The sequence below is a fragment of the Pseudomonas sp. LS_2 genome, from assembly GCF_042709235.1.
In the GTDB taxonomy this organism is placed as follows: domain Bacteria; phylum Pseudomonadota; class Gammaproteobacteria; order Pseudomonadales; family Pseudomonadaceae; genus Aquipseudomonas.
Window position 1 is genome coordinate 1 of sequence record NZ_JAVAYC010000016.1, and the last position, 12,866, is coordinate 12,866.

At 64.5% G+C, this 12,866-nt stretch carries 9 protein-coding genes, 2 tRNA genes and 1 pseudogene; 6 read left to right on the forward strand and 6 right to left on the reverse strand.

Annotated elements, in window-relative coordinates:
• Nucleotides 1-189: hypothetical protein (locus RAC97_RS15665; RefSeq protein ID WP_375100224.1), on the reverse strand; the 189-nt coding region annotated here is incomplete at its 3' end.
• A 56-nt stretch (nucleotides 190-245) separates the two neighbouring features.
• Between RAC97_RS15665 and RAC97_RS15670 the strand changes: the two genes are divergently transcribed.
• Together RAC97_RS15670 and RAC97_RS15675 are read left to right on the forward strand one after the other, a co-directional pair.
• Entirely contained in the window at nucleotides 246-938 is a 693-nt protein-coding gene (locus RAC97_RS15670; RefSeq protein ID WP_375100225.1) for a DUF1266 domain-containing protein, read from the forward strand.
• Entirely contained in the window at nucleotides 935-3,580 is a 2,646-nt protein-coding gene (locus RAC97_RS15675; RefSeq protein WP_375100226.1) for a molecular chaperone DnaJ, read from the forward strand. Before RAC97_RS15670 ends, RAC97_RS15675 begins: the two co-directional genes overlap by 4 nt.
• Here RAC97_RS15675 and RAC97_RS15680 read toward each other — a convergent pair.
• From RAC97_RS15680 to RAC97_RS15690, 3 genes are all read right to left on the reverse strand, one after another.
• Nucleotides 3,574-5,280, reverse strand: coding sequence for an Hsp70 family protein (locus RAC97_RS15680; RefSeq protein WP_375100227.1), 1,707 nt, complete (start codon nucleotides 5,278-5,280; stop codon nucleotides 3,574-3,576). The genes RAC97_RS15675 and RAC97_RS15680 overlap by 7 nt on opposite strands.
• A gap of 265 nt (nucleotides 5,281-5,545) precedes the next feature.
• A tRNA-Asp gene (locus RAC97_RS15685) sits at nucleotides 5,546-5,622 on the reverse strand.
• A gap of 13 nt (nucleotides 5,623-5,635) precedes the next feature.
• A tRNA-Val gene (locus tag RAC97_RS15690) sits at nucleotides 5,636-5,711 on the reverse strand.
• 206 nt (nucleotides 5,712-5,917) lie between these two features.
• On the opposite strand from RAC97_RS15690, the gene rdgC reads away from it, so the two are divergent.
• Nucleotides 5,918-6,838, forward strand: a complete 921-nt coding sequence (rdgC, locus tag RAC97_RS15695) for a recombination-associated protein RdgC (RefSeq protein WP_375100228.1) — start codon at nucleotides 5,918-5,920, stop codon at nucleotides 6,836-6,838.
• Nucleotides 6,839-7,117: 279 nt separating this feature from the next.
• Nucleotides 7,118-7,435 carry a quaternary ammonium compound efflux SMR transporter SugE gene (gene sugE, locus RAC97_RS15700; protein WP_095155435.1) on the forward strand — a complete coding sequence of 106 codons (318 nt, stop codon included), beginning with the start codon at nucleotides 7,118-7,120 and terminating at the stop codon, nucleotides 7,433-7,435.
• 16 nt (nucleotides 7,436-7,451) lie between these two features.
• Here sugE and RAC97_RS15705 read toward each other — a convergent pair whose 3' ends face one another.
• On the reverse strand, nucleotides 7,452-9,326 hold the full coding sequence (locus tag RAC97_RS15705; RefSeq protein WP_375100229.1) for an MFS transporter: 1,875 nt from the start codon (nucleotides 9,324-9,326) through the stop codon (nucleotides 7,452-7,454).
• 242 nt (nucleotides 9,327-9,568) lie between these two features.
• Between RAC97_RS15705 and RAC97_RS15710 the strand changes: the two are divergent.
• Both RAC97_RS15710 and RAC97_RS15715 read left to right on the forward strand, forming a co-directional pair.
• A pseudogene (locus RAC97_RS15710) lies at nucleotides 9,569-10,633 on the forward strand (methyl-accepting chemotaxis protein); the annotation flags it as partial.
• Entirely contained in the window at nucleotides 10,625-11,488 is an 864-nt protein-coding gene (locus tag RAC97_RS15715) for a methyl-accepting chemotaxis protein (protein ID WP_375100320.1), read from the forward strand. The pseudogene RAC97_RS15710 and the gene RAC97_RS15715, both read left to right, overlap by 9 nt.
• Before the next feature lie 73 nt (nucleotides 11,489-11,561).
• Here the strand turns inward: RAC97_RS15715 and RAC97_RS15720 are convergent, their stop codons facing one another.
• Nucleotides 11,562-12,863 (reverse strand): SLC13 family permease, encoded by a 1,302-nt coding sequence (locus RAC97_RS15720; RefSeq protein ID WP_375100230.1) that lies wholly within the window; start codon nucleotides 12,861-12,863, stop codon nucleotides 11,562-11,564.
• Between the last annotated feature and the right edge of the window lie 3 nt (nucleotides 12,864-12,866).

The following is a 12,866-nucleotide window of genomic DNA, read 5'->3' on the forward strand; positions in this document are numbered from 1 at the left end:
TCGTCTGGACTGTTGCGCACCAAGAGCAAGAGCAAAGGCAAAGGCAAAGGCAAAGGCAAAGGCAAAGGCAAAGGCAAAGGCAAAGGCAAAGGCAAAGGCAAAGGCAAAGGCAAGAGCGGGTGCGAGGCGCTGCGCGCTCGCTGGAGCCAGAGCCAACATCAGGTAAAACAGCCAACCGCATTGATCCATCCATCCCCCCCTCTCTACAATCCCTGCCACCTCAACGCTGCCACAGGCCCCCACTCATGGATGAAAACGCGCAGCACTGGCTCCACGCCCTCTCGGCCCCCATGGCCGCCCTAAACGGCGCCAGCTACACCGCCGCCGACTATCACGAAGATGAAGACCGCACCGACCTCGAACGCTGGTGGGGCATCGCCAACCGCCCCCAACTGCTGGATATCCTGGGCATGGCCGACAACGGCCACGCCAGCGAACTGAGCGAAGCCTACTGGCAGTTCCAACGCTGCCTGCCCAGCCAATGGCAGGCCCTACTCGCCCGCCTGCCCTTGCGCGAACGGGTCAAGCATGAATATGCAGCACGCACCTACCCTGATTGCGGCCCCGGCGGCACCCGCGCGTGGGACCTCGGCCGCATGAGTTTCCTGCTGCGCGCCGGGGTGAAGAAAGGCTTCGTCAGCCACGAAGAAAGCCTCTACCTGCATCACCGCCTGGCCCTGCGCGCCCGCCACTACTACAACAATTGGGACAGCTACCTGGCCGGCTACCTGTTCGGCAAGGCGCTGTGGAACGTCACGGACAGCAGCGACGAAACCCTGGCCGCCAACCTCGAACGCCAAGGCAGCGAACACTGGAACCGCTGCATCCTGCTCAACATCCGCCTCGGCGCCGACACCCTGCTCGCCAGCCTGCCCTGGGACATGCCCTTGCCAGAACCACACCGCCCAAGCTCACTGGAAGAGGACTGCTGGTCATGAGTTGCTGGATCCACCTGGGCATCGAACCCACCCAGGACCTGAACATCATTCGCCAGGCCTACCGCAACCGCCTGCCGGCGCACCACCCCGAGACCGACCCGCAAGGCTTCCAGGCCCTGCGCGAAGCCTATGAGCAAGCCCAGCGCCTGGCTCGCGAACACGAAACCCTGGTCGATGCGCCCGAACCCGTGGAGCAGGACGAGCCCCACACAGCCCTACAGGGCTTCCACCAACTGCTGGAAGAACCCGCACTGCGCTTCGACCCGCAAGCCTGGCAGCGCTATATCGCAGAACTCGACGAACTGCCACTGGAGCAACTGGAGGACGTCAGCTCCCAACTGCTGCATGGCCTGCGCCAGTGCGGCCCGATCTCCCACACCTGCGCCAACCTGCTGGCCGAGCGCCTGGGCTGGGCCGACCAGGTGCTGCGCATGAACGATGCCCAGGAGGTGGAGGCATTCCTTGCCCGCCTGGCCGAACCGGACCCGTTCGACACGGTGCTGATGCGCGACTGGCCGCCGACCACGCAGCTGGAAACCCTATGGTATTTCCGTACCCTGGTCTTCTGCTTCCAGCAACGCCCGCTGTTCGAGTTCGAGCACTTCGCACGCCAGCACACCTGTTTGGCGATCCCCGACGACGACGCCCTGGTACAACGCCTGACCGAGCAGTTCAGCCTGGCCGGTATCGCCAGCCCGACCTTCCACGCGCTGCTCCAGGCACGCCACGCCCAGGCTCCCGACGACGCCGATCTGCTCTACCTGCTGGCGCGCCAGGCCGATGCCTTGGGCAACGAACAACAGGCACAGGCATGCTGGCTGCGGTTGTGGCGCGAACACCGCCACCCCCTGGCCGAACGCTGGCTACTCGACCTGTGCGCACGCCTGCAACCCCAACGCCTGCCTTTGCTGATCCAGGCCCTGGACACACAACATGCACCCGCCACCTGGCCCACCGACCTGGCCGACCCGGCCCAGGCCTTCGGCAGCCCGGCGCAGACGCCACAAACCCTGGCGCGCTGGTCCGCAGCCGCGCGCCTGGGGCTCGACGGCATTGCCGCGACCTTCATCGATTGGAGCCTGGATGGCGACGATGAACTGCCACTGCTCGCCTGGCTGCTGCAAGACCAGCCCGACCACGCCCTGCACCGCCTGTACTGGCAAGCCTGGGCCTTGCAGCGCGGCGAGGCCGGTTTGCTGCGCAGCATCCTCGCCGAACGCCCCGGCGATGACCTGTTCGATACGCTGATCCTCGAGGGTTTCCAGCAGCAAGCGCGGCGGCACCTGCATTGGCTGGAGCAGTCGCCGGTGGTGCAGGCCCTGGTGCGCTTCTGTGCAAGCGACGACCCGAACACGCCCCTGTCCGAAGCACTCGACGAGGAACACAACCGCCCGGTCTGCCGCGAATGGCTACGCCGTGTGCGGACGTACTCGGCCCCGGCCGTGCTCGGCCTGAACCAGCACTTCGAGATGCGTCGCCTGTTCACCGCGCCGTTCGCCCTGGTGACCCAGGGCGAACTGGCCGACAACGGTATTCTCCTTCCGCCCATGCCCGAAGGCGAAGCCTTGTGGCACTGGCATCGCCAGCAACTGTTCATGCTGGCCCTGGCCGACCAGCCGGAGCGCTGGATGGCCATGCTTCCCGATGGCCTGGCACAGCAACTGGCCTACCCCATCGACCACCCGTTCGTCGCCACCCACCAGTTGCTGCTCGAACAGCAGGCCGATGGGCATAGCAACGCGCTGCTGGGCTGGCTGGACGACCACGATCCGCTGCAAGCCTTCATCGCCAGCCGCTTGCTGACCCTGGCCTATGTCTTCAACGCCAGCCGCCTGCCCAGTGCCAGGCGCTTGCTGGAGTGCCTGGAGAACGACACCGACACCCTAGACGAGCACCCCCTGGGCTACCTGCTGCTGTGCGCAGTGCTGTACCACGACCCGGCGCTCGACACTGCGCAACGTGCACGCCTGCGCGACCGCCTGGATGCCCTGGGCAACGACAGCCCTTGGTTCGCGCCGCTGCGCGACGGGCTGGTCAAGGGCAAGGTCAAGACCCTGGCACGCAACACGCTGGAACAGGAGGAAGGCGTCGACACGCAAATGTTCAACGACGCCCTGAAAGCCTTCAACCACCTGGTGGACAGCTGCACCACACCGCCCACCCGCCTGCTTCTGCGCTTGCAGAAAGGCAAGGACGACCCCGCCCAGGACACCGGCCTGCGCTGCGCGATCATGGCCTTGCTGGGCTGGTCCGAACGGCTGCTGCTGGAACACGCCGCCAAGCCGGTCGCCCCGCCCTGGGCCGTCTGGCGCCTGGGCAGCCGTATCGGTCGCGGCGACCTGGCGGCGCAGTTGGTGGTGATGATGTTGATCGGTGCGGCCGCACGGGCCTACAGCGTCACCCTGGTGCTGCTGGCACTGCTGGTGCTCAGCGCGCTACTACGGCGCTTGCGGGACCTGGGCAGGGGCGTACCCACGCTGGTATTGCTGGTGATGGCCAGTCGCTTGCTGCCGGTGCTGCCGTTCGTGCTGCTGGGGGTAGCTGGCGACAAGCTACCGAACCGCTACGGCCCGTCACCCGGCGCGCCGGACCAACTGCAGGATGGCCTGCAAGTGGCCCTGCGCCGGCTGATTCATCAATAGCGCAGCTCGTCCAGCGCCTGGCTCAACTGCTGGCGCTGGCGGCTGATTTCCCCGGCCTGCTGGCCTGCCAGCACGGCATTGAAAGCATCCAGCCAACTGCCGATCAAATCGCGCTCATCGCCCAAGCTCTGCATCCAGGCCCGCTCCAGGCGGGCCAGCAGGGTACGGTTGGGCAAGGCGTCGCGGGGGTGGATCTTCAGGCGCGCCAGGCGCTCGTGGCTGGCCTGGCGGGCGACCGCGTCCAGACCGGTGGGGCTGCGGTCGATGCTGTGGCTGTGCTTCTGCCCGGTTTCGAGGAAGGTCACATCTACCTCCAGCAGGCCGTTGATGTCGTAGCTGAAGCGAACGTCCAGCGATTGCACCTGCCCGGTCTGCTGCAACGGAATCTCGAAGCTGTCCACCAGGATGTTGTCGCGCACCCACGGGCGCTCGCCCTGGTACACCGCAATGCGCACGAATTTCTGCTCGGGGTGGCTGCTGAAGAAGCGCTGCACGCGGGACGTAGGTATGACGGTGTTGCGCTCGATGATCGGCGAGAACGCCCCGGTCACCTCCTCGCCGCGTGACGAGGCCACGCCCAGGGTGTAAGGGCACACATCGGTGAGGATCAGCTCGTCGATGGCTGCGTCGCGGGCCTTGCAGGCCGCCTGGCTGGCCGCGCCGAGGGCAACGATGGTGTCCGGGTCCAGGTGCCGGTAGGGCAAGCGACCGAACAGCTTGGCCACCAGCTGCTGGATCTGCGGCATGCGCGTGGCGCCGCCCACCAGCACCAGGCTGTCCAGCTCGCGCGGGCTAAGGCGTGCATCGCGCAGTGCCTGCTCGATCGGCGTACGCACCCGCGCCAGCAGGGGCGCCCAGATCGCTTGCAGCTTGAGCTCGTCGAGCTGCCATTCACGGGCCTGGCCGTCGCCGTTCCAGGCGAGCGTGCGCGCGCCCTCGCCCAAGCCGCGCTTGAGCTGCTCGACCGCATCGTGAAGGCTGGCCAGGGCCTGGGGTTCGAGCTGCTCGGCCTTGAGCTGCCAGTCACGCAGGCAAGCGGCCAGCAGGGCGTCGGTAAAATCTTCACCGCCGAGGTAGTTGTCACCCGTCGAGGCATGCACCTCGATCAGCGGCAGCGCGTACTCCAGCACGGTGACATCGAACGTGCCGCCGCCCAGGTCGAACACCAGGGTGCGTTCGAACTTCTGTTCGTGCAGGCCGTAGGCCATGGCGGCGGCAGTGGGTTCGTTGATCAAACGCTGCACCTTCAGGCCCGCGAGCTCGGCGGCGAACACCGTGCGCTTGCGCTGCTCGTCGCTGAAATAGGCCGGCACCGAGATCACCGCTTCGCTCACCGGGCAGCCCAGCCAGGCCTCGGCATCCTGCTTCAGCGAACCCAGCACCAGGGCGGAGAGCTCTTCGGGGGTGAATGAATGCTCGCCAAGCTCGAAACGCTTGTCGCTGCCCATGAACCGCTTGAAGGCTGCGGCGCTGCGCTGCGGGTGGGTGGTCAGGCGGGCACGTGCGGCACTGCCGACCAGGATACTGCCGTCGTCGTCGACGCTGACCACCGAAGGGGTCAGCACTTCGCCCAGGGCGTTGGCGATAAGCTGCGCCTTGCCGTCCTGCCAGACGGCGATGAGGCTGTTGGTGGTGCCCAGGTCGATGCCCAGCAAAGGGGCGGCCTGCGTGGTGGAGGGAGCGGTACTGGCATCCTGCATGGTCGGTCTCTTGCTCGCGGTATGAGGGCGATTCTGACGCAATGAGGCCTTGAGTTGAAGGCTGCGGGGACTTGCTGAAATGCCATGGCGTAAACCACGAGCACCAATCGTGGCCCTTTCATCACCCTCGAATGCCTGTCCGGCCTGGCCATGGTGGCCATCGCGGCGCCCGGCGCGGTTGCGCAGTTCAGAAACAAAAAAAGCGACCCTAAGGTCGCTTTCTTTGTGGCTTCCGGGTGTTCAGTGGGCCCTGGAAGCTGGAATATGGCGCGGCGGACGGGACTCGAACCCGCGACCCCCGGCGTGACAGGCCGGTATTCTAACCGACTGAACTACCGCCGCGCTATACATCGAGTGGTGGGTGATGACGGGATCGAACCGCCGACCCTCTGCTTGTAAGGCAGATGCTCTCCCGGCTGAGCTAATCACCCTTCGTCTCGGTGTGGCGCGCATTCTACGGATGACGTACTACCCTGGCAAGCACTTTTTTAAAAAAATTTTGCAGTGCTTTCAACGACCTAGCATCACCACCCTTTTCTTCCTTATTTATCCGCTGCTGGCCCTCTGACAGGGTTGGCCGCGAACGCGCTCTCGGAGAATAATGCCCGCCTTATGCATTAAGGAGAGACACCCCCTCATGTGGTTCAAGAACCTGCTGACCTACCGCCTGACCCAGGACATCCCGTTCGAGCCCGAAGCGCTGGAAGCCGCCCTGGCCAGCAAGCCCGCCCGGCCCTGCGCCAGCCAGGAGCTGACCACCTACGGTTTCGTCGCCCCGTTCGGCAAGGGTGCAGACGCCCCCCTGGTGCATGTCAGCGGTGAGTTCCTGCTGATCGCCGCGCGCAAGGAAGAGCGCATCCTGCCCAGCAGCGTGGTCAACGACGCGGTCAAGGAAAAGGTCGAGGAAATCGAGACCGAGCAGATGCGCAAGGTCTACAAGAAAGAGCGCGACCAGATCAAGGACGAGATCATCCAGGCCTTCTTGCCGCGTGCGTTCATCCGCCGCTCGATGATCTTCGCTGCCATCGCCCCGCGCCTGGGCCTGATCCTGGTCAACTCGGCCAGCGCCAAGCGCGCCGAAGACCTGCTGTCGACCCTGCGCGAAGTGATGGGCTCGCTGCCGGTGCGTCCGGTCACGGTAAAGATCGCCCCGACCGCGACCATGACCGACTGGGTCAAATCGCAACAGGCCGCCGAAGGCTTCTATGTACTGGACGAGTGCGAGCTGCGCGACACCGCCGAAGATGGCGGCATCGTGCGCTGCAAGCGCCAGGACCTGACCGGCGAGGAGATCCAGCTGCACCTGAGCACCGGCAAGGTGGTGACCCAGCTGGCCCTGGCCTGGCAGGACAAGCTGTCGTTCGTGCTGGACGACAAGACGGTCATCAAGCGCCTGAAGTTCGAGGAGCTGCTGCAAGAGCAGGCCGAGCAGGATGCAGGCGACGAGGCCGAGCAGCAGTTCGACGCCAGCTTCACCCTGATGATGATGACCTTCAGCGAGTTTCTGCCGGTGCTGTTCGAAGCGCTGGGTGGCGAAGAGATTCCGCAAGGGGTCTGATTACCAATGCCCCCCCTGAGCCTGTAGAAGCGGGCTTGCCGCGAAGACGCCAGCGCGGTGCATGGCCAGGGCTTTGCCCTGGTTCGCGGGCAAGCCCGCTCCAACAGGTCCAGCGCACGTCCGTAAATCGCGAAAGGGCCCGACACAAAGACCACTGGTCCTCCGCGGTTGCCCTCCGCTCGGCAAATGTGCACTATAGTGCGCACTGTGAGGACGGCCTCACGACGCACCGCGTAATCATCCGGGGACGGCCCCATCATTCAACGATGGAGACACACCATGTCCTGGATCATCCTGTTCTTCGCCGGCCTGTTCGAAGTCGGCTGGGCTGTCGGCCTGAAGTACACCGACGGTTTCACCCGCCCCCTCCCCACCGCACTGACCGTCGCTGCCATGGCCGTGAGCCTGGGCCTGCTGGGCCTGGCCATGAAGGAACTGCCACTGGGCACCGCCTACGCGATCTGGACCGGCGTCGGCGCGGTCGGCACCGTCATCGCCGGCATCATCCTGTTCGGCGAGTCGATGGCGCTGGTACGCCTGCTCAGCGTCGCGCTGATCGTCGCCGGGTTGATCGGCCTGAAGGTCAGCGCCAGCTGACCTTCTCCCTTCCTGACTAACGCAAGTCGCCGCGCAGGGTACTGACCTTCTCGCGCAGCGCCTCAGGTTGCGCCGCCTCCACCGGGACGGCGGCGCCAGCCACGATCGTCACCCGCGACCACAGGCGGCGGAACAGGCCCTTGGCCGGGTCACGGCTGAAGAAGCTGCCCCACAGGCCCTGCAACGCCAGCGGAATCACCGGCACCGGGGTTTCCTGGAGGATGCGACTCACCCCACTCTTGAACACATCGATTTCACCGTCGGCCGTCAGCTTGCCCTCGGGGAAGATGCACACCACCTCCCCGTCCGCCAGGTACTGGGCGATCCGCGCGAAGGCCCGCTCGTAGGTCGCCTCGTCCTCGCTGCGTCCTGCGATCGGCACCGCCCCGGCCGTGCGGAACACGAAGTTGAGCAGCGGCAGGTTGTAGATCTTGTAGTACATGACGAAGCGAATCGGCCGGCGAATGGCTCCGGCGATCAGCAGCGCATCGACGAACGACACATGGTTGCACACCAGTAGCGCCGCGCCCTCGTCGGGAATGCGCTGCAACTCGCGGTGCTCCACGCGGTACATGGAATGGCTGAGCAGCCAGATCATGAAGCGCATGGTGAACTCCGGCACGATGCGGAAGATGTAGGCGTTGACCGCGATATTGAGCAGCGACACCACCAGGAACAGCTGTGGGATGCTCAACTCGGCCAGGCTCAGCAACACGATGGTGATGATCGCCGACACCACCATGAACAAGGCGTTGAGGATGTTGTTGGCGGCAATCACCCGTGCCCGTTCGTGCTCGGCCGTACGCGCCTGGATCAAGGCATACAGCGGCACGATGTAGAAGCCGCCAAACACGCCCAGGCCGACGATCGACAGCAGTATCCACCAGGCCTGGCCCATGCCCAGCAGCGCCAGCCAATCGTGCGGAGCAGCGCCTGCTGGCACGTCGCCCGAATGCCACCACCAGAGCAGGCCGAACAGCGTCAGGCCGAACGAGCCGAAGGGCACCAGGCCGATCTCCACCTTGCGACCGCTCAAGCGCTCGCACAGCAGCGAACCTACCGCGATGCCGACCGAAAACAGGGTGAGCACCAAAGTCACCACGGTTTCATCGCCGTGCAGCCAGTCCTTCGAATACGCCGGGATCTGCGTCAGGTAGATCGCCCCGACGAACCAGAACCACGAGTTGCCGACGATCGAGCGCGACACTGCCGGGGTCTGCCCCAGGCCCAGGCGCAGCGTGGCCCAGGACTGGGTGAAGATGTTCCAGTCCAGCTTCATCTGCGGCGCCACTGCTGCCGCGCGGGGAATCCAGCGGCTGGCGAGGTAGCCCAGCACTGCCGTGCCGACCACCCCGACCGCCACCACGCCGGTGTAGCTGGCAGACGACATCATCACCCCGGCACCGATGGTGCCCGCCAAAATGGCCAGGAAGGTGCCCATTTCCACCAGGCCGTTGCCGCCCACCAGTTCGTCCTCGCCCAGCGCCTGGGGCAGGATCGAATACTTCACCGGGCCGAACAGCGCCGAGTGCGTGCCCATGGCGAACAGCGCCAGCAGCATCAGCGCCAGGTTGTGGGTGACGAAGCCGGTGGCACCGATGGCCATGATGACGATCTCGGCCAGCTTGATCGCGCGGATCAGCGCGTCCTTCGCGAACTTCTCGCCGAACTGTCCGGCCAGGGCCGAGAACAGGAAGAACGGCAGGATGAACAGCAGTGCGCACAGGTTGACCCAGATCGAACGGTCACCCTCCAGGCTCAGCTTGTAGAGGATCGCCAGAATCAACGACTGCTTGAACAGGTTGTCGTTGAAGGCGCCCAGCGACTGGGTGACGAAAAACGGCAGGAAGCGCCGCTTGCCAAGCAAGGTGAATTGCGAGGAGTGACTCATCGTCCATGTTCCTTGGGGGCTTTTGTCATTGGAGGCACGCTGCGCGCGACAAGCCACAAATCTGCATGGGTCGCCTGCCGAAGGCAAGGCACTGCGCTCCCCGGCCACCAGGCGATATCACAATGACATTATCTTCATGACAGCCTGCTTCAGATTCAGCGGTAATGGCCGATAATTCATATAGATGAATGTATCTATCGAGAAGATATCCCGCCCAGAAAGAAAAAGGAGTTCGGCTGTTTATGTTTACCTGGTTCGGCAACCTCAGGATCGCAAGCAAACTGTTCCTCGGCTTCGGCCTTGTACTGACCCTCACCCTGGCCCAGTCGCTGATCAGCTGGAATGGCCTCGGCAGCCTGGTGCGTCGCAGCGAAGTCGTCAGCGATGTATCCCGGGTGAACGACGCCCTTGGCGATCTGCGCGAGGCGCGCTTGCGCCATGCCATGGCCAATGGCGACGAGGCCGAGGGCCAGGTACTCGAACAAACCTTGGCCAGGCTCCAGGCGCCCTTGGAGAAACTGCGAAAAGTGCTGCTCAAGGCCGAAAACGTGGCGCTGATTACCCAGGCCGAGAACGCCTTGCAGCGCTATAGCCAGAATCAGGGCCTGAGCCTGGATGCCTACCAGAACATGCGCGCAGCACAAAAGGACATGGGCACCTTGGCGACCCAATCGTTCGCCAGCATCGAACAGATCCGCCAGCAGCTTCGCCAGTTGCCTGATGCCGAACAGCGCCTGGTGCGCAGCGAAGCGATCAACCAGGTGCGCGAGAACCTGATCCTGTTGCGTTATCACGTGCGCGGCTACACCGGCAACACCAACCCCGACACCGAAAAGCTGATGAACCAGCAGATCGCCACCACCCTCAACGAACTGCCCGGCCTGGTGGCCCGCTTCAACGGTGATTTCGCCGAACAGTTCACCGAGCTCAAGCGACACGTGAAGGCATACGCCGAAGCGGTGGAGACCTTCCGCAGCGGCGTGGCCCAACTGATGGACTACCGCAATGCCATGGCCACGGACCTGGAAACCTTCACCAACCTGATCGGCAAATTGCTCGATGCCCAGGCTGTGTCGGTTGCCGACGACAGCCAGTTCGCCAGGCATCTGCAGCTGTTCACCACCGCGCTGGCATTACTGTTCGGCGCCCTCGCGGCGGTCTTGATCGGCCGACAGATCAGCCAGCCGTTGCAGCGCGCGCTACAAGCGATGGAACAGGTGGCCGCCGGTAACCTCAGCGAGCAGCCGGCCAGCCCACGCCGGGATGAACTGGGCCTGCTGCAAAACAGCCTGCGGACCATGACCGGCAATTTGCGCCAGCTCATCAGCAGCGTGCGCGACGGCGTTGGGCAGATCGCCAGCGCCACCGAAGCGCTGTCGGCGATCACTACCCAGACCAGCGTCGGCGCCAACAACCAGAAGATCGAGACCGACCAGGTGGCCACCGCCATGCAGGAGATGGCCGCCACGGTCCACGAAGTAGCGCGCAATGCCGGCGAAGCCTCGGTGGCCGCCAGCGCCACCGACCAGGAAGCCCGCGAAGGCGACAGCGTAGTCAACCGCGCCGTGGCGCAGATCGACCGCCTGGCCAGCCAGGTGGACGCCACCAACCAGGCGATGGACGCCCTGCGCAGCGAAAGCCAGCGCATCGGCAAGGTGATGGATGTGATCAAGGCGGTGGCCGAGCAGACCAACCTGCTGGCACTCAACGCTGCGATCGAGGCCGCCCGCGCCGGCGAGGCCGGACGGGGCTTTGCCGTGGTCGCCGATGAAGTGCGTGGGCTGGCCCAGCGTACCCAGGCTTCCACCGAGGAGATCGAATCGGCGATCAGCAGCCTGGAGCGTGGCACCCGTTCGGTCAGCGAACTGATGGAGGAAAGCCAGAGCCTCACCGCCAGCAGCGTGGCCTTGGTGCGCGAAGCCGGTATGGCGCTGGAGGGCATTACCCAGCGGGTGTCGGCGATCGAATCGATGAACCAGCAGATCGCCGCTGCCTCGGAACAGCAGAGCGCCGTGGCCGAGCAGATCAGCCGCAGCGTGGTGACGGTGCGGGATATTTCCGAGCAGACCGCCGAAGCCAGCCAACAGACCTCGGTGTCGAGCGTGGAACTGGCGCGCCTGGGAGGTCACTTGCAGGAGATGGTCAGCCGCTTCCGCTTCTAACCCGGCAGCCAAAAAGATCGGGGCCGCTGATGCGGCCCCGATCTTTTTTTGCCTGAAGGATGGCTCTGACGCGTCAGAGCACGAAGGTCAACACCAGGTTGAACAGCAGCGCCGCGATGAAACCGATGGGCGCGGCCTTGAACAGCAACTGCGGGAACAGCGAGCTGCGGCTCTGCTCGTCGCTGCAAGCGCCGAGGATCAGGCTGCCACCGGAGGAGAACGGCGAAATCGAAGTGGCCTGGGCGCCCGCCACGATGGCGATGAACAGGATCATCGGGTCGATGGCCATGCTGCCGGCAATCGGCAACACCATCGGGAACAGCGCCGGGGTGACCACACCCAGGGTGCTGGAGAAGATCGACATGAACGCGGCGACCGCGCCGAACACCACCGGGACCAGAATCGGCGGAATGCTGCTGCCGATCCACGAGGCCAGGATGCCAATGGTGCCAGCCTTGATCGCCACGGAAATCAGCATGCCCACGCCGCAGATCATGATCAGCGTGCCCCAGGGTACGCTGGCCATGGCCTTGCGCTCATCACCCAGCTTTAGCAGCAGGGCAATCACCGAGAACAGGCTGGCGATAAGGCCGATGTCCATCTTCGAGTTGATGAACGCCACGCTGGCGTTGTCCGGGAAGGCGATGCTCGCCACCGGGGCGGCCAGCACGATCAGCATCATCGCCAGGGTCAGCCACAGGGTGGTCTTCTGCTGAGCGTTCAAGGGCGCCGGTTCGGCAGCGCTGAACGCCGTGGCTTTCAAGGCGCGACCGTGACCTGCGAGAAAGACGAACACGCTGATGACCAGCAACGGGATGATCAAGGTGCTGACGAAGATCCCGGTGGCCTGGATGAACGCCTCGTTGTCGCTGAGCCCGGAATTGGTCATCAGCCCACGGAAAATGATGCCGCTCTGGCTGGACATGAAGTTGGCACCGCTCAGCGCACCGTAGTTCACCGCCATGCCGCCGACGATCAGGCTCATGCCGGTGCGCTGGCACAACATCAAGGTGATCGGCGCCATGAACGCCAGCACGGTGTAGTAGCCGGCCCCCATCGCAGCGATGACGGTGGCGGCGAAGAACACCGCGAATGGCAGCAACTGCGGCACCGCACGGCAGCGGTAGATCAAGTGTTCGGCAAGTTTCTCAAGCGTGCCGTTGACCGTGGCGAAGCTGTAGAACAGGCAGACCGAGAAAATCACGAAGAAGATTTTCAGCGGCCACAGGCTGATGACTTCCGACGGGCTCAGGCCCATGCCGAAGCAGCCGATCAAGTAGGCGAAGGCGATGGCGAACAGACCGATGTTGATCTTGGTCTTGTAGCCCAGAGCCACGGCGGCAACGATGGCCGCAACGACGAGCATGCTCATCATGGT